The organism is Cohnella sp. LGH, from assembly GCF_017671885.1.
GTDB lineage: Bacteria > Bacillota > Bacilli > Paenibacillales > Paenibacillaceae > Cohnella > Cohnella phaseoli.
This window is the reverse complement of the sequence record NZ_CP072117.1, coordinates 6,614,892-6,632,393: the sequence shown is the minus strand read 5'-3', so window position 1 is coordinate 6,632,393 and position 17,502 is coordinate 6,614,892. Positions and strand designations below refer to the sequence as shown.

General features: G+C 54.7%; 11 protein-coding genes. 9 read left to right on the top strand and 2 right to left on the bottom strand.

Translation table 11 applies throughout. The features are described from left to right. Positions 1 to 29 precede the first annotated feature (29 nt). Complete coding sequence (locus J4772_RS27600) at positions 30 to 1,313, bottom strand: stalk domain-containing protein (RefSeq protein ID WP_209072315.1); 1,284 nt, start codon at positions 1,311 to 1,313, stop codon at positions 30 to 32. Between the two features lie 113 nt (positions 1,314 to 1,426). Between J4772_RS27600 and gltB the strand changes: the two genes are divergently transcribed. The 4 genes from gltB to J4772_RS27580 all read left to right on the top strand — a co-directional run bounded on the left by gltB (position 1,427) and on the right by J4772_RS27580 (position 12,614). Then, the gene (gene gltB / locus J4772_RS27595) at positions 1,427 to 6,031 is read left to right on the top strand and encodes a glutamate synthase large subunit (protein WP_209072314.1); all 4,605 of its coding nucleotides are present in this window, start codon (positions 1,427 to 1,429) and stop codon (positions 6,029 to 6,031) included. 169 nt (positions 6,032 to 6,200) lie between these two features. Beyond that, positions 6,201 to 7,757 (top strand): dockerin type I domain-containing protein, encoded by a 1,557-nt coding sequence (locus tag J4772_RS27590; protein WP_209072313.1) that lies wholly within the window; start codon positions 6,201 to 6,203, stop codon positions 7,755 to 7,757. A gap of 92 nt (positions 7,758 to 7,849) precedes the next feature. Further along, on the top strand, positions 7,850 to 9,406 hold the full coding sequence (locus J4772_RS27585) for a dockerin type I domain-containing protein (protein WP_209072312.1): 1,557 nt from the start codon (positions 7,850 to 7,852) through the stop codon (positions 9,404 to 9,406). 19 nt (positions 9,407 to 9,425) lie between these two features. Beyond that, the gene (locus tag J4772_RS27580) at positions 9,426 to 12,614 is read left to right on the top strand and encodes an S-layer homology domain-containing protein (RefSeq protein WP_209072311.1); all 3,189 of its coding nucleotides are present in this window, start codon (positions 9,426 to 9,428) and stop codon (positions 12,612 to 12,614) included. A 550-nt stretch (positions 12,615 to 13,164) separates the two neighbouring features. Here the strand turns inward: J4772_RS27580 and J4772_RS27575 are convergent. Continuing rightward, entirely contained in the window at positions 13,165 to 13,536 is a 372-nt protein-coding gene (locus J4772_RS27575) for a helix-turn-helix domain-containing protein (RefSeq protein WP_116060047.1), read from the bottom strand. A gap of 213 nt (positions 13,537 to 13,749) precedes the next feature. Between J4772_RS27575 and J4772_RS27570 the strand changes: the two genes are divergently transcribed. From J4772_RS27570 to J4772_RS27550, 5 genes are all read left to right on the top strand, one after another. Further along, positions 13,750 to 14,208, top strand: a complete 459-nt coding sequence (locus J4772_RS27570) for a hypothetical protein (protein ID WP_209072310.1) — start codon at positions 13,750 to 13,752, stop codon at positions 14,206 to 14,208. 18 nt (positions 14,209 to 14,226) lie between these two features. Continuing rightward, positions 14,227 to 15,321, top strand: coding sequence for an LCP family glycopolymer transferase (locus J4772_RS27565; protein ID WP_209072309.1), 1,095 nt, complete (start codon positions 14,227 to 14,229; stop codon positions 15,319 to 15,321). A gap of 22 nt (positions 15,322 to 15,343) precedes the next feature. After that, positions 15,344 to 15,499: a hypothetical protein gene (locus tag J4772_RS27560; RefSeq protein ID WP_181917557.1), complete on the top strand. Its 156-nt coding sequence runs from the start codon at positions 15,344 to 15,346 to the stop codon at positions 15,497 to 15,499. Positions 15,500 to 15,623: 124 nt separating this feature from the next. Beyond that, positions 15,624 to 16,550: an ABC transporter ATP-binding protein gene (locus J4772_RS27555; RefSeq protein ID WP_209072308.1), complete on the top strand. Its 927-nt coding sequence runs from the start codon at positions 15,624 to 15,626 to the stop codon at positions 16,548 to 16,550. Continuing rightward, complete coding sequence (locus J4772_RS27550; protein ID WP_116060051.1) at positions 16,543 to 17,328, top strand: ABC transporter permease; 786 nt, start codon at positions 16,543 to 16,545, stop codon at positions 17,326 to 17,328. The genes J4772_RS27555 and J4772_RS27550 overlap by 8 nt, the downstream gene beginning before the upstream one ends. The last annotated feature ends 174 nt before the right edge of the window (positions 17,329 to 17,502 follow it).

The window sequence follows — 17,502 nt, the reverse complement described above, 5'->3', positions numbered from 1 at the left end:
TTGTTTTATGGACACGCTACAGCTAGAAGTCAGGAATTAATAAACACGGTCATGATCGGCTTGCGGAAAACGACCTGGTAGTCCAGGCTGTCGCTGACGATCGCGAGCGGGACATAGGTTTTGACCTCTTTGCCTTCCTTCTGGAAGTAAGCCGGCGTCTGCAATGGGCGGGCGACTCCGTCTACATATACGGTATTGGAGCCAATCGTGACGACGACTTCTTTGCCGTTCTTCGTGAAGGTGGCGGTTTTCTTCGCCTGTTCCCACTTCAGCTCGGCTCCGACCGCGTTCGCGACATCTCTTAGCGCGAGGAACGTTGTTCCTTTGACGAGTACAGGCTTGCTCGGCGGTTCCTTGCCATTGATGACGACGGACAGATCAACGCCCTCCGCACGCAGAGCGGACTTGCGGTAACCGTCCTTCCAGATCGCAGCCGCGAATGCTTGGGCAATTGCTTCGTATCCGACTTGCTTGGGATGGATGTCGTAGTCGTCGAATAAATTGAAATACGTATAAGAGCTTTCGTTGCCTTTGAACTTCTCATAAACGTGGGCAATGCTCAGCGGAATGCCGCGCTCGTTCATCTCTTTAGCGAATAAGTCCAAAGCCTGGGAGAGGTCTTGAGCCTTGCTCAGGAGCAGCTCGTATAGCGGGTGGCTCTTGAACAATGGGGAATATTGGTCGGCCAGGACAATGCGCGCTTGCGGCGCCAGAGCGTGCAGGCGAGTCACCATTTTATCCAAATCTTCTGTATAATGATTCATTCTAATCTGGAACCCGTCCTGTATAATTTGACGTACAGATTCCTCGGATTGGCCTGGGGGACCGCTGACTGCGGCTTTAATGAGCGAGCTGAAATCGTTGCCGCCGATCGTCAGCACGACCAGATCGGCTTCGGCAAGATCGGTCGCCAACTGGTTCGTCTTCTTGGCGACATCGTTGGCGAGCGCGACAACTCTCGGGTCGAAGGACGAGAAATCCTGCAGGTCCGATGCTTGCAGCGCTTTGCCGTCCGCAGCACCCTGAAGCAGATTCGTAAGAGCTGGCACGGTCAGTCCTAAAATGGCGTAGTTGGTCAACGAAGCGCTTGAGCGAAACAAGCTTTGCTCCAGCAAGCGATCCGTATAGCCGTAAGGTGCAGCCGTACCGTTCTTGATAGCTTCGATCGGCTCGTACCCGGCGCTGACGGAATCGCCCAGCGCGACGATTCGATAGCTTGTCGGCGAGGCTGCGGCCGCAGGCGCAAGGGCGGCCGTCAGCAAAGCGATCGCCGAGGCGATGGCCACGAATGTGCGGCGTAATGATAACGACATGTTCGGTTGTTCCTCCTTTGTAGTTCTTTCCTTAACTATATTAGGTGAAACGGGACGGGAATTGAAGGTGTTTTGCCAACTTTCCCATACTGTCCACAGAAAGGTTGATAGATATGGCAGAGATGCGTAGAGGTCTTCCCGTCAAACAGGGAATGTACGATCCGCAGTACGAGAAGGACGCTTGCGGAATGGGGTTTGTCGCCCATATCAAAGGCAAGAAGTCGCATGAGATCGTAGAACAGGCGCTAACGCTGCTGTTTAACATGGAGCATCGCGGCGGTCAGGGCAGCGAGCCGAGCACCGGAGACGGGGCGGGCATTCTGCTGCAAATCCCGCACGAATTTTTTCGGGCGGAGACAGCAGAGCTCGGTTTTGACTTGCCGGAGGAAGGCGAGTATGCGGTAGCGATGACGTTCCTTCCGCAAGAGGAGGACGTTCGCCGCAAGCATGAGGATATTTTTCAAGGGATCGTGGAGGAAGAGGGACTGACGCTGCTCGGATGGCGGACGGTGCCGACGAACGACGAGCCGCTCGGGCAATCCTCTAAGAAGGTTAAGCCTTTCGTGCGTCAAGCGTTCCTGTCGCGTTCGGCCGAACTGACGGCCGATCTGGCGTTCGAGCGCAAGCTGTACGTGATCCGCAAGCGCGCGGAGCTGGCGATCCGCTATGCGGATATCGAAGGGGCGGATATGTTTTACTTCCCCAGCTTCTCGAGCAAAAAAATCGTATATAAAGGGATGCTTACGACGGAGCAGGTCGGGCTGTTCTATCCAGAGCTGCACGATTCGCGGCTGCAGACGGCGATGGCGCTCGTTCACTCGCGGTTCAGCACAAACACGTTCCCGAGCTGGGAGCGCGCGCATCCTTTCCATTATTTGATTCACAACGGCGAGATTAACACGCTGCGCGGCAACATCAACTGGATGCACGCCCGCCAGACGCTGTTTCAATCGGAGCTGTTCGGAGACGATCTGGAGAAAATCAAGCCGATTATTGCGCCAGACGGCTCGGATACGGCGATGTTCGACAATACGTTCGAGTTCCTGTATTTGGCGGGGCGCTCGATGGCTCATGCGGCAATGATGATGGTGCCCGAGCCGTGGCAGAACGACGAGTATATGGACGAAGAGAAGCGGGCCTTCTACGAATATCATGCCTGCTTGATGGAGCCTTGGGACGGTCCCGCCGCCGTCGGCTTTACGGACGGCGTGCAGATCGGCGCCGTTCTCGACCGCAACGGACTGCGTCCGGCGCGTTACTATGTGACAAAGGACGATCTGATCATCCTGGCTTCGGAGGCCGGCGTTATTAAGCTTCCTCAGGAAGATATCGTGCTGAAGGACCGGCTGCGTCCGGGACGGATTTTGCTCGTCGATACGAAGGAGGGGCGCATCATTTCCGATGAGGAAGTGAAGCGTTCAATCGTAACTCAGCATCCTTATCGGGAATGGCTGGATCGCCATCTGGTCGATCTTGAGGATTTGCCGGAGGCGCCGGAGCTGCCCGAGCCAAACCATGAGACGGTCCAACTGCGGCAGCAGGCGTTCGGTTATTCGTTCGAGGATGTGCGCAAGGTCATGGAGCCGATGGCATTGACCGGCGTTGAGCCGCTTGCTTCGATGGGCTACGATTCTCCGTTGGCCGTGTTGTCGGAGAGACCGCAAAGACTGTTCAACTACTTTAAGCAGCTGTTCGCTCAGGTGACGAACCCGCCGATTGATGCGATCCGCGAGGAAATCGTAACCTCCACCTATACGACGGTAGGACCGGAGCGGAATCTGCTGAGCCCGGAGCCGGAAAGCTGTCGACATATCCGGCTGTATACGCCGATACTTTCGAACGAGGAGTTCGCAAAGCTGCGCCACGTGCATCGCCCGGGCTTCAAGTCGATTACGCTGCCAATCTTCTTCCTGGCCCAGGACGGAGAACAAGGACTGCGCGATGCGCTGAATCTGCTGTGCGAAGCGGCCGATCGCGTCATCGCCAAGGGTCATAACATTCTGATTCTGTCCGATAAGGGCATCGACGCCGACAATGCGGCGATTCCGTCGCTGCTGGCCGTAGCTGCGCTGCACCATCATCTGATTCGCCAAGGCACGCGTACGAAGGTGAGCATCCTGCTGGAATCCGGCGAGCCGCGCGAGGTTCATCATTTTGCCCTGCTGGTCGGCTACGGCGTCAGCGCGGTCAACCCGTACTTGGCGTTCGAGACGCTGGACGATTTGATTCGCCAAGGGATGATTCGCAATATCTCGCACGAGAAAGCGGTCAAAAACTTTATTAAAGCGGCGACCAAGGGCGTCGTGAAAGTACTGTCCAAAATGGGCATCTCCACCATCCAGTCTTACCGGGGCGCGCAAATCTTCGAAGCGGTCGGCTTGAATTCGGAAGTGGTCGAACAGTATTTTACGGGCACGGCTTCGCGCATCGAAGGCATTGGTCTGGATATCCTAACGAAGGAAGCTTTGGCGGCGCATCATCGCGCGTTCGCCGCTAGGGAAGGAGCCGAGCGCGAGCTCGATTCCGGCGGCGATTATCAATGGCGCAAAAGCGGCGAGGATCATCTGTTTAATCCGCAGACGATTCATACGCTGCAATTGGCGACCCGTACAGGCAACTATGAGACGTATAAGAAATATTCGGCCCTAGTTCAGGGAGAATACGAGCAGGCGAGAACGCTGCGCTCTCTGCTGCAATTCAAGTTCGACCGCCCTCCGGTTTCGATCGAAGAGGTCGAGCCTGTAGAAGCGATATTCAAGCGTTTTAAGTCCGGGGCGATGTCGTTCGGTTCGATCAGCAAGGAGGCGCACGAGGCGCTGGCCATTGCGATGAACCGGATTGGCGGCAAATCGAACTCCGGCGAGGGCGGCGAGGATCCGGCGCGCTACGTGCCGGACGCAAACGGCGATTCCCGCCGCAGCGCGATCAAACAGGTCGCTTCCGGCCGCTTTGGCGTAACGAGCTACTACTTGTCCAGCGCGGATGAGATTCAGATCAAGATGGCGCAAGGCGCCAAGCCGGGCGAAGGCGGGCAGCTAATGGGTCGCAAGGTGTATCCATGGGTCGCGGAGGTGCGCGGCACGACTCCCGGCGTAGGCTTGATCTCGCCGCCGCCTCACCATGATATCTACTCGATCGAGGACTTGGCCGAACTGATTCACGACCTGAAGAATGCGAATCCCCGGGCGCGGATCAATGTCAAGCTCGTCTCCGAGGTCGGTGTCGGCACGATCGCAGCCGGCGTAGCCAAGGGGCGCGCCGACGTCATTCTCGTCTCGGGCTACGACGGCGGTACGGGGGCTTCTCCGGTCGGTTCGATCCGCCATGCGGGGCTGCCGTGGGAGCTTGGACTTGCGGAGACGCATCAGACGCTCATTCTGAACAATCTGCGCGATCGCGTCGTCGTCGAAACCGACGGCAAAATGATGACCGGGCGCGATATCGCGATCGCCGCGCTGCTCGGGGCCGAGGAGTATGGTTTCTCGACCGCTCCGCTCGTCGTGCTCGGCTGCGTTATGATGCGCGTCTGCCAGCTCGATACTTGCCCGGTCGGCGTCGCGACGCAAAATCCGGAGCTGCGCAAGAAGTTTATGGGCGACGCGGATTACGTCGTCAACTTCATGAAGTTTCTGGCTCAGGAGCTTCGCGAGATTATGGCTGAGCTTGGCTTCCGCACCGTAGAGGAGATGGTCGGCCGGGTCGACCGTCTGGACACGAAGCTTGCGGATAAGCATTTCAAGACGAAGAGCATCGATCTGACCGCGCTTCTGCACATGCCTGAGCTGCCGGAAGGCTCCTTCCGGTACAAGGTGAAGGCTCAGAATCATCTGTTGGAGGAGTCGCTCGACATTCGGACGCTGCTTGCTGCGGCCGGGCCGGCACTCGAAAACGGTGAACGAGTGGCAGGAACGTTCCCGATCCAAAATACGAACCGCGTCGTCGGCACGATCGTCGGATCGGAAGTGACGAACCGGTACGGCAAAAACGGTTTGCCCGAAGACACGATTCAATTCCGCTTTGTCGGAACAGCGGGACAAAGCTTCGGAGCGTTTATTCCGCAAGGCATAACGCTGGCGCTTGAAGGGGACTCCAACGACTATGTCGGCAAAGGGCTGTCCGGCGGAAAAATTATCGTGTATCCGTCCCCCAATGCGACGTTTAAGGCGGAGGATAATGTCATCATCGGCAACACCGCGTTATACGGAGCGACGAGCGGGGAAGCTTATATTCGCGGTACGGCCGGCGAACGGTTCGCCGTGCGGAACAGCGGAGCAAATGTCGTCGTGGAAGGCGTCGGCGACCACGGCTGCGAATATATGACCGGCGGACGCGTCGTCGTCCTCGGCAGGACGGGGCGCAACTTCGCGGCGGGCATGTCGGGCGGAATCGCCTATGTGATCGATTGGGACGATCAATTCACGAAGCGCTGCAACTTCGAAATGGTCGGCCTGGAGTCGCTTGAGGACAAGGACGAGATTGCGGAGGTCCGTTCGATGATCGCCAAGCACGTTCAGTATACGAACAGCGAGCTCGGCCGTCGGGTTCTGGAGGAATGGCCGGGATTCGTCGGCAGGTTCGTCAAGATCATTCCGAAGGACTACAAGCGGATGATGGAGCAGATCGCCAAAGTGAAAGCCCAAGGCTTGAGTGGGGAAGAGGCGATGCTCGCCGCCTTCGAAGCCAACATGCGCGACTTGTCTCGCGTCGGGGGCAACTAATAAACATGGAATAGAGAAGCATGGTCATCTTCGGATGTGCCTTGCTTCTTTTTTTGACGCGACATTGACTGCTCGGTTGTTGCTATTAGGGTTTTTAAGAGATTGTTAAGTGTGTTCTGTTACGCTGTTTGCAATCCTATTTAAACTCAAGGAGGAGAACTGTTCCCAAATGACAACAGGACAAAGCAAGCTGAAACAAGTGATGAGATGGACAGTGGCGGCACTCATTGTCGCAATGTTCACGGCATGGGCCGTGCCGTCCCCGACGGCGGAAGCGGCTATGGGTCCTTTGCTGCTCAAATCGCCGAAGGAAATCGAGTTTTCAACTTACAACGGCGTCACACAGATGTATATCGCCGACACCGGCAACAACCGGGTTCTTCGCGCCGATCCCGATGGACGTGTCAACTTGATCATCGACGTCAACAATCCGACAGCCATCGACATTGACGAGAACGGTTATATTTACGTTGCAGAATCGGGTTCGACAGCCGGACTTTACGCGTTTGACCGCAATGGGGAGCCGCTTGAGTTATGGAGCTATAACAACGAGCGGGTGCAATACCCGATCAATCTGATGGAAGCGCCGATTTTCAGGCCTGTAACAGGATATCCCGACAATTTGGACATCAAAAGCTTGATTATTACCAAAAGATACAACATGGTCAACGAGCTGGTTGTAACCGCATATTTTCATGGCGAGTCTTATGCGCAAACCAACTTTTATCCGCCGATCACTTATGGACTGGTAACTTTCAAGGGCAGCCAGAATTTGGATTTAGCCGGCAGAAGCAGCGGCGGTTCGGGTCAGGGAGAAATCGGCTTTACACGTCATCCCGACGGCAAGGTATGGGAGTCTGGAGGATACTTTGTCAGTCTGGAAAACGTCTTTAATATGTCTCCTGTTGATATTATGCAGACGTCGTATGGAGAGATCGCCGTCGATACAGTCGATAAAATGTTCTATGTCGTCGTGAACAAAACAAGAATAGAGCGCACTTCCTATAACGGAGCGTCCTACTATAATCGTCCGACGTTACAGCCCTGGCTAAATCTTACGGACAAATACGGAATCAGCGAGCCGCACTCCATCGCCGTCGGTCCCGACCGGGCGCTGTATGTAACAGATGCGGCGAAGGATCGCATTATCGTCATCGGTCTAGACGCGGATGCGACCTTTAACCGGGAGTTAAGCTTGACGTATGAGATCAACGAACCGCCGCTGGCGGGATCGTTCGTGAAGCGCGGCAAGCAGAATCAGGACATGACCTTCGTCTCTAATGACTTCTTGAGTCATTATTCCGATCCGGAAGGTCATGCCATGCAAGCGATTCGCATTGCTTCCCTGCCGTCCCATGGAACGCTTAAGCACGACGGCATTCCTGTAACGCAGGGACAAGTCATTCAGGCAGGCAATTTGGGAGGATTGACGTATACGCCGCAGGCGGGGTGGGGAGGAACGGCCTCATTCGAGTGGAAAGCGAAAGACAGCGGAGGCTATTCCCAAATAGCTGGAAAAGTGGAGATTGTCGTGAGAATAATGGGAGACGCGAACGGAGATGGAGCTGTGACTCCGGCGGACGCGCTGCTGATCACCAAGTATGTGAAGGGCACGATTACGCTGACCGCCGATCAGTTGGAGATGCTGGATATGAACGGCGACGGCGCAGTAGACGCGGCGGATGCGACCATCATTATGAACATTTATTCGGGCAAGGCCGTTTAACGTACTCATCGCTTTACTTTTTAAGAGATTGTTAAGTGCGTCCTGTTACACTGTTCCCAACCCTATCCAACTCAAGGAGGAACAGTTCACAGATGCCGACAACAGGAAAAAGCAAGCCGAACAAGATGATGCGATGGACAGTGGCGGCGCTTATCGTCGCATTGCTCGCGGCATGGGCGGTGCCGCCGCCGGCGGCAGAAGCCGCAACCGGTCAGATACGTCTAAAATCGCCGCAGGAGATCGAGTTTAATACCTATAACGGCGTGACCCAGATGTATATCGCCGACACTGGCAATAACCGGGTTCTGCGCGCGAACGTCGATGGACTTGTTAATCTGACCATCCCCGTTCCTAACCCGACAGCTATTGCCATCGACGAGAAGGGCCATCTTTACGTTGCCACATCGGGCAGCTCGGCCGGCTTGTACGCGTTCGACCGGGATGGAAATGCGCTTGAGCTGAAGGATTATAACAACGCGGCGATACAGTATCCGATCAATCTGATGATCTCGCCATTTTTCACACCGTCTGCTGGAGTTCCTGATAATATGAACGTCAAAAGCCTTATTGTTGTACATAGGTTCAACAATTTTAGCCATAAAATCCAAACGATGGCCTACTTTCATTGCGAGACTTATCAACAGATCGGTTATAATCCGCCGAGTTACGGACCGGCAACCTCCAGGTGCGGCCTAGATTTGAGTTTAAGCGGCATGAGCGGCGGAGGATCGGGACAGCAAGGAGAGATGGGATACGCCTACCACAATGACGGCAAGATGTGGGAGTCCGGCGGGGACTACGTGGACCTCGAAGATGTCTTTAATATGTTTGCCGCGAATGGAGACAGGTTCGGGGAAATTGCTGTCGATCCGATTGGAAAAATGTTCTACGTGGTAGTGAACGAAACAAGAATTGATCGAACCTCTTACGTAGGAGCGTCCTACAGTAACCGTCCGACGCTGCAGCCCTGGCTGAATCTTGCGGATAAGTATGGAATTATCGCTCCGCATTCTATCGCCGTTGGCCCGGACGGAGCGTTGTACGTGACGGATGCGGCGAACGATCGCATTATCGTCATCGGCTTGGATTCGGATGCAACTTTTAACCGGGAACTAAGCTTAACTGGCGAGATCAACGACCCGCCGACGGCAGGATCGTTCACGAAACGCAACAAGCAGAATCAGACAATTGCTTTTGACAAAGCGGAATTCTTGAGCCGTTATTCCGATCCGAACAATCATGCCATGCAAGCGATTCGCATTGCTTCTCTGCCGTCCCATGGGACGCTTAGCCTGAACGGTAACCCTGTAACAGAGGGGCAGGTAATACCGGAAGGTAATCTGGGCGGACTGACGTATACTCCGCATGCCGGATGGGGAGGAACGACCTCGTTCGAATGGTTGGCAAAGGATAGCGAGGATTACTCCGAAACGGCTGGCAAAGTGGAGATTATCGTGAGAATCATGGGAGACGCCAACGGAGACGGAGCCGTGACTCCGGCGGACGCGCTGCTGATCACCAAGTATGTGAAGGGCACGATTACGCTGACCGCCGATCAGTTGGAAATGCTGGATATGAACGGCGACGGCGTAGTGGACGCAGCAGATGCGACAATCATTATGAACATATATTCGGGCAAGGCCATCTAGAAAACATGAGGTGAAGGAAATGAACTATGCTTACCGTAATTCTCTTTTAACCGGCATGCGTCGCAAATTGAATGCCGCGCTTGCTCTGTTGCTCGTGCTTGCTCTGCTTTTGCCGTCGCTTCCAAGAGCGTCTGCCGCATCGGATCCTGCACCGGCTTCCATTCGAATCGGAACGGCATCAGGCGCGCCGGGTGCCTATGTCGATGTACCTATCTTCTTCGATGATAACGGGTCGGGGCTTTATGTCTATCGCTCCGATATTACCGTGGCCTATGATCCAGAGGTGTTGGAGCCTGCAACAGGAGACGAGGCTCGCATTAGCAGCTTTGTCACCAATATCGATGCGGACGCGGAATTAACTGTAGATGCATCCACGTCAGGCAGTCTGAAGTTAGATCTGCTTTTATCGGACTTTATTGACGAATCCGGCGAACTGATTACACTGCGTTTTAAGGTCAAGGATGGAGCAGCGTCAGGAGACTCGATTCTGTCGCTCGTAACTGCGCAACTCTACGAAGATACCGATCCGATCGATGCAGCTATGGTCAATGGCAAAATCACTGTGGCTGCGGCCGGCCAAGCGGAGATCGAAATCGGCAGCGGCTACGTCAGGGCCGGCGAAGCCGCATCCGTATCGGTGCCGGTTCGAGCGTTGTCGCTGGATAAGGCAGTCGCTTCTTACGGCATGCGGATCAAGTTCGATCCATCCGCGATGAGCGTAGAGGAAATAATCGGACAGGATATCGTATCAAATTTTAACAATACCGACGGATGGTTAATTGTCGCTTGGGTGGATTTGACCGGCGGAGATGCGTCGATTCCGGCCTCGACCGAGGCGCAAACTTTGTTTACGATCAAGTTTGCAGTTTCGCAGAACGCCGATAGCGGAGAGTATCCGTTGACCGTCGAGCAGCCGAGCGACGTTCGACAACTGACATTCACAGATGTGGACGTCGTAGAAATGAACAAAACCATAACGGCTGGCAAGATTGCTATCGTGGTTGCGCCTGAGGCGCCAACCGCGGTTACGGCGAATCCGGGCGACGGCAAAATACGGCTGGAATGGCCGGCCGTTCCGCTTGCGGAAACCTACAAGGTGTTCCGTTACGAAGGCAGTGCTGCGCCAAACGATCCGGCCGATTGGGTCGAGATCGCCGGCAATGTTGAAACTAACCGCTATACTGCGGAAGGACTTACTAACGGTACCCACTATGTATTCGCCGTCAAAGCAGTCAACCTTGCCGGCGAATCCGATTTGAGCCCGGCCTCGGAAGCCGTCGCGCCTCAACCGGTTCCGGGTGCTCCAGAGAATTTCAGTGCAACGCCAGGCGACGGGACTGCGGTTATTTCCTTCGCCAAGCCGACTGGCTCGAACGGCGCGCCCGTTGCGAAGTACCGTGTCGAAGCGGTGCTGAATAACGTTGTCGTCGCATCGAAGGAAGTACCGACTAATTCAGAGAACGTCTACAGCGCGAGCTTCGATGGTCTGAATAATGGCGAAACGTATACGATTCGAATCTATGCAGTGAGCCTTGTAGGAGATTCGGAGCCGTTGATCGGCACGGTTCGTCCAGTGGCGAAGCCGCTGGCTCCGGCAATTGTGTCAGTAATTCCCGGCAACAAGCAAGTCGAGGTGAAGTTCATCGCGCCTGCCAATGCGGCGCAAGCGCCGGTCGCCTCGTATATCGTCACGGCTTCTCCCGGGGAGCAGTCGGTTACTGTAGGCGGCGAGCTGCTGTCAGCCGTTGTTTCTGGGCTAACAAACGGAACGTCCTATACGTTTACGGTAGTCGCACAAAATGCTGCCGGAACGTCCGATCCGTCAGCACCTTCGGAAGCGGCCGTACCAAAGGCTCCATCTACCGGCAGTGGCGGTGGCGGCGGTTCGGCTTCGCAAGGTGAGAAGATTACGCTTGACGTAAATGACGGAAGCGGCAAAGGCGGCGTAGTGGCCAGCGCGACTATAGAAAGAACGACACGCTCCGACGGCGGCAAGAAGGACGAGGTGACGCTGACGGGGACTCAGGCGGCCCAAGCGGTCAAACAGCTTAAGGAAGCCGGTTCCTCTGCGGCGAAAATCATTATTCCCGACGTTAAGGACGAAGTGTCCGAGTTGAATGTCAGACTGCCGGTCGATGCAACGAAGCCGTTTGCCGAGCAGGGCGTCGCGATGCAAATCTGGACCGACAATGCGGGTCTGATCATCCCAAGCGGTTCGTTAAAGGATTTGAAGGAGGAAGTCTACTTCCATATTGTGCCGATCAAGGCAGCGGACGAGCGCAAGCGGGTGGAGCAACGGCTCCAGGGCGAGCCTTTGCTGCTTCAATTGGCGAGCGCGGACGGTCTGCAATTGATTGGCCGGCCGATGACGATCGAGACGAACTTGAGCAGCCGCGAGGTTACGCTTGTGCTCCCGGTCAAAGGTGAGCTGTCCCAGGAGGAGCTTCGCAACCTTAGCGTCTTTATTGAGCATAGCGATGGGACGAAGGAGGTCGTGAAGGGAGAACTTGTCGCTTACAACGGATCGAGTACACAAGGGATCCAGTTTACGATCACCAAATTCAGTACTTTCTCTATCGTTAAGGCAAACACTCTTTCCCATACTGCTTATATTGAAGGCTACAGCGACGGAACGTTCCGTCCGGATCAGCCGGTTCGCCGCGCGGAGATGGCAGCTCTGCTGACCAGAGCGCTGCCGGGCACTGCCCGGACGTCTTCCGATGCAGCGTATACCGACTTGCCAACCGCTGCTTGGGCGAAGCAGGCGATCTCCCAGGCGACGGCTCAAGGCTATATGCAGGGGGCGGCTAATGGGAAATTCATGCCGGAGAAGTTCATTACCCGCGCGGAGATGGCGGCGATCGTCGATCGTCTGCTGCAGAGAGGACAGAAGACGGTCGACCCGAATTCCGCCAAATTCAAGGATGCGGCAGGGCATTGGGCGAGCGAAGCTATTGACCGAGTCAGCGCCGCCGGCGTTATGACGGGATCCGGCAACGGTTTGTTCCGCCCGAACGACTCGCTGACTCGCGCTGAAGCAGTCGTGATTTTGAATCGCGTGCTTGATCGGGGGCCTCTCGCGAATACGGAGGCAAAATGGAAGGACGTGCCTGAGAGTCACTGGGCGTTCGGCCACATTCAAGAAGCATCGTTAGAACATGGTTATACCCGCAGCGCTAATGGCGGAGAGACAGCTATCGGCCAATAGACGGTAATACTTGTTAACGCACGCCAAGAGGCTATCCCATAAGCAGAGTCGCCTAAGAGGATCGATAAGCAAAGCAAGAGGGTACATACCCTTGAACCTTTAGTATCATCCTTGAGAGCAACTTGAGGCACTTATGGGACAGCTTCTTGGTTTATTTTGATAGAGAAACCGGAATTGCGCGGAGGAAGCACGGAATTCGACAAAACCTCTAAATAAAAAAAATGGAACGCTTACAGTGGTCGACACCCTCTGCAAGCCTTGTACACTATACTGGGATTAGCTTTGCAAACCGGGATCGGAGAGAGGATTGGGTAGCGGAGATGGAGAAGGAATTACCGATGGAACAGAGATCGTGTAAGCAACCATTGGAAGTTGACATCCGCAAGATTCTGGAGCAAATGGGCATACATAAGGAAACGTTGTTGGAACAATTCATAAGCTCGAGCCAACGGTCTTGAGCCGTTTGATCGAATAGGAGAACAGAAAAAGAGAGCGGCGAAGATGCCGCTCTCTTTTCTATTCTTTCGGCGCCGCACGGCGTCCGATATTCTCAACTGCTCATATTGCGTTCGGCGCGCACGAAAGCGATGAAGCGACGCGCTTCATCGGCGGTCAGCTTGCGTCCGTCGATCGTTAAGGAGAAATGCTCCAATATCTGCTCGTCCGACAGCTCGAGCTCATCGGCGAATTGACGAATCTCGGGGTCCAGAGTCGTCTGAGGCTGCGACGTCCTTCCTACCAGATAATCGATGGAAACCTGGAACAGATCCGCGATTTTGCCCAGCGTCTCGGTATCGGGCTCTCTGCGGCTTTTCTCGTAGTGAGACAGCGCCGCGCGCGAGATGCCCAGGGAAGCAGCAAGTTCTTCTTGAGTTAAGCCGCGTTGGTCTCTTAGAAAGGCGAGACGATTGCCGATATTCATCGGATCCCTCCCAGGGAATTCATTGGTCTGCGTCAAATGCGACAAAATGTCACATCAAGTTGTCTCTATTTTATTATTAATCGAGCAAAATTGCAAATAATTGTAGCATTCCGGCTTAAAATCGAAAAAATCCCCTTGACTAGATACAAAATGTATCGTAAATTAATCGCATGTCTTTGTTACAAATTGTATCAATCGGGAGCTTGATAAGCCATGGACGAAGAGATCACGGTCAACAGACGCGCCTATATCCGCTTTAGGCCGCAAACGCCGGTTTACGTGGAGCTAAGCTTATGGCAAGTGCAGGAGAGGGAGCTGAAGAGCCGGGCGCAGCGTGTGCTGCTTCGCGATGTCGGGCACGGCGGCTGCAGCTTCGCCACGAATTTGCGGCTGCCGGTGCGGGATGACGTGGAGTGGATGATCGAATTGCAGCTCGGTCAATATACGGCGCGGCCGCGCATCGTTCTGCTGCACTCCGGCGAAGAGGACGGGTTATTCTTCTATGGCGGAGAATGGAGGATGATGGGCTGGGAGCATCAAGCGTTTCGCTTTCGTTTTGACGAATACGTTCGGCAGATGCTGATTGCCAGTCCGCACATCCATACGCTGTACAAAAAGGTGGCAAGCCGTCACGACGACGGCCAATTCAAGCATCTGGACGTAACTTCATAAAGGAACGGTGAAGGGATCATGAAGCCGAAACGGAGAAGATTCGTTAGATGGCTCGGCTATGCCATGGCCGCTGTGCTGGTAATTGCAATTGGAGCCGGCGGGTACGTCTGGGTATCCGCGCAGCGGACGATGAACGCCATGTACGAGCCGCTCCCGTCCACGAAATGGGTAGACCCTGTGTTCGAGACGGAAGATGAGCCGGAAATTCTGCCTACGAATGAGACGGCAGGACCGGAAGAGGATATAGAGGAGCCCGCGATGGAAGAGGAAGGCGAGCCGCCGGTCGTTCCGATCACGGCGATTGATCGCAATCCTGCGGAACCGCTGAAAATAAGCGAGGAAGACGTTGCCAGATTGAGGAGTCCGAGCACGGCAAACAAGGAGCCGTTTACGATGCTGCTGTTGGGAGTGGACGAGCGTCCAGGAGACCGCGGGCGAAGCGATACGATGATTTTGCTTACGGTCCAGCCTCGTACCGGCCAAGCGATCGCCTTGTCGATTCCCCGGGACACGAGAGTACTGATGCCGAATTCAGGGAAGTACGACAAGATCAATCACGCTTACGCATTCGGAGGCTCGGCGTTGTCCGTCGAAGCGGTAGAGAGGGCCTTCGGGGTGCCGATCGCTTTTTATATGAAAACGAACATGGGCGGGCTCATCGATATCGTCGATACGCTCGGAGGGGTCGACGTTAATAACGAGCGGGCGTTCAATTACGAGGGACACTCTTTTCCGAAGGGCGAGCAGCATCTGAACGGCGAAGAGGCGCTGGCTTACAGCCGAATGCGCAAGGAAGATCCTCAAGGCGATTTCGGAAGAACACAGAGGCAAAGGCAGATTTTGTCCGACGCGGTCGATCGGGTGGCCGGAGCGGGAACGGTGACTAAGCTTCCAAAGCTGCTGTCTCATCTGTCCGAATATGTGCGAACGAACTTGACCTCCGGCCAGATGATCGACCTGATTACGAAGTATCGGTCGACGAGCGGCAACGTCCAAATTATGTATTTGCAGGGACAGGGAAAGATGATCAACGGGATTTATTATTACACGATTACGGCGGAGGAACGCCGAAGAATACAATCGGAGATGTTGAAGGGCTTGAATTCGAATTGAAACGGATTACGGAGGGATACGAATGAAAGAGCAAGCGGTATTGTTTTATTGCGTGAAATGCGAGCATTTGAAGCCGATTGAACAGGCCGGCATGTTGTTCCGCACAGGATATTACCGCGCGCAGTATCCGCTCGGCTGCTGCGTCAATTGCAAGCTGTTGGCACGCACTTCGGGATAACGGCGATAAGCTTGCCTTAGCCTTTTTTTGAATGACCTCTTAAAATTTTGGTAAAGATTCGGATTGGACCGGCAACATTGGTATAATGAAACTGGAACAAATTGAACATGTCGGAGGTAAGCGCATGTCACAGACCCCTGTCGTCCGGCTGCAGAACGTGACGAAAGTCATCGGCAAACGGACGATCATCGACCGAGTGTCCTTCGAGGTTCGGCCGGGAGAAGTGTTCGGCTTCCTGGGCCCGAACGGATCGGGCAAAACGACGACGATCCGGATGATCGTCGGCTTGATGGGATTAACCGCAGGAGACATTCACATTGCGGATCACAGCATCAAAACGGAGTATCCCAAAGCGATCGTACATGTCGGCGCAATTGTGGAAAATCCCGAGATGTACAAGTTTCTAACGGGTTATCAGAATTTGCTTCATTATGCTCGAATGAACCCTTCCGTTACGGAGAAGAGAATTGAAGAGGTCATCCATCTGGTCGGGCTGCAAGGACGCATTCACGACAAGGTGAAGAAGTACTCCCTAGGTATGCGCCAGCGGCTGGGCGTTGCGCAAGCGGTCATGCATCGACCGAAGCTGCTCGTGCTGGACGAGCCGACGAACGGGCTGGATCCTGCCGGTATTCGCGAGCTCAGGGATTACTTGCGCAAGCTGGCTCAAGACGAAGGGACGGCCGTGCTCGTATCCTCGCATCTTCTCTCTGAGATGGAGCTGATGTGCGATCGGGTTGCGATCCTTCAGAATGGGCGGATCATCGACATTCGCTCGATCAGAGGACAAGCCGCCGAAGGGGAGAGCATTGCCCAAGAGGAAGTTCAATTCGACGTCGATCATCCCGACGCGGCGCTCGGTATTCTTGAGGGCCAAGGCGCGGGCAGAATTGAGGGTGGCTTCTTAACGCTGACGTCTGATCGTCAGGGAATCGCAGCCATGAATCGGAGATTGGTGGAGGCGGGAATCAACGTCTACGGAATTCGCGTGAAGACGAAGTCGCTGGAAGACCAATTCCTCGAAGTGACGGGAAGTGAAACCATTGGCTAACTTTATGAACCTGATCCTGAACGAAAATATGAAAATCTATCGCCGAATCCGAACGTGGATCATGCTCGGTTTTATCGTGCTGATTCCGCCGCTTGTATCGCTTGCGATCTATCTGGCCGGCGGGGAAGGCATCTCCGGCTGGGGCATCATGATGACGGAGTCGTATATCCTCTACTCCCTCATTACAATCTTCGCCGTAGTGGTAGCGGCCGATAGCGTCGCCGGGGAGTTTACGTGGGGGACGATCAAGCTGCTGCTGATCCGACCATGGAGCCGCTCGACGATTTTGCTGTCCAAATACGTATCGACGCTGCTGTTTGCGTTATTTTTCACTGTGACCGCATTTATCGTGACGCTGCTGTCCAATATGCTGATCTTCGGGCTGGGCGATGAGCCCCTATCCGGTTCCGGGTTGTCCAATTGGGAGTACATGCTCACGTTTTATCTGTTTCAGTTCATTACCCTTGTGATGATCGTGACTTTCGGGTTCACGATGTCTTCGGCGTTCCGCAGCGGAGGCTTGGCGATCGGCTTGTCGATCTCGTTCCTCTTCGCGGGCAATCTCATCACCGGCTTGTTCGCTATCGCGAATAAGGCTTGGGTGAAGTACGTTCTGTTCATGCACTTGGACTTGACGAACTACATCGACGGCGGGAACGGACCGATTCCGAACCATCCGACGACGCTCGGCTTTTCGCTGGCGGTTCTGGCCGTCTATTTCGTCCTGTTCAACGTCGTTTCCTGGACGGTGTTCCGGAAGCGGGACGTCGCAGCCTAAGCATTCGGCGTGCTTTTTGAGCGGTTAATACAATGAAGCTGTTCCAATTTGGAGCAGCTTCATTTTTTTTGTGCTGTTCCTGGGGAGCAGAATGATCGCCCGTAGAAGCTGCAATGCGACTGGGCAACGTTAGAGCGCAGAATGATCATCCGGCGAAGCTGCAATGCGACTGGG

Bases quoted from the DNA above. Each gene is read 5' to 3' on its own strand.
- J4772_RS27600 (WP_209072315.1), bottom strand. From the start codon at position 1,313: ATGTCGTTATCATTACGCCGCACATTCGTGGCCATCGCCTCGGCGATC.
- gltB (WP_209072314.1), top strand. From the start codon at position 1,427: ATGGCAGAGATGCGTAGAGGTCTTCCCGTCAAACAGGGAATGTACGAT.
- J4772_RS27590 (WP_209072313.1), top strand. From the start codon at position 6,201: ATGACAACAGGACAAAGCAAGCTGAAACAAGTGATGAGATGGACAGTG.
- J4772_RS27585 (WP_209072312.1), top strand. From the start codon at position 7,850: ATGCCGACAACAGGAAAAAGCAAGCCGAACAAGATGATGCGATGGACA.
- J4772_RS27580 (WP_209072311.1), top strand. From the start codon at position 9,426: ATGAACTATGCTTACCGTAATTCTCTTTTAACCGGCATGCGTCGCAAA.
- J4772_RS27575 (WP_116060047.1), bottom strand. From the start codon at position 13,536: ATGAATATCGGCAATCGTCTCGCCTTTCTAAGAGACCAACGCGGCTTA.
- J4772_RS27570 (WP_209072310.1), top strand. From the start codon at position 13,750: ATGGACGAAGAGATCACGGTCAACAGACGCGCCTATATCCGCTTTAGG.
- J4772_RS27565 (WP_209072309.1), top strand. From the start codon at position 14,227: ATGAAGCCGAAACGGAGAAGATTCGTTAGATGGCTCGGCTATGCCATG.
- J4772_RS27560 (WP_181917557.1), top strand. From the start codon at position 15,344: ATGAAAGAGCAAGCGGTATTGTTTTATTGCGTGAAATGCGAGCATTTG.
- J4772_RS27555 (WP_209072308.1), top strand. From the start codon at position 15,624: ATGTCACAGACCCCTGTCGTCCGGCTGCAGAACGTGACGAAAGTCATC.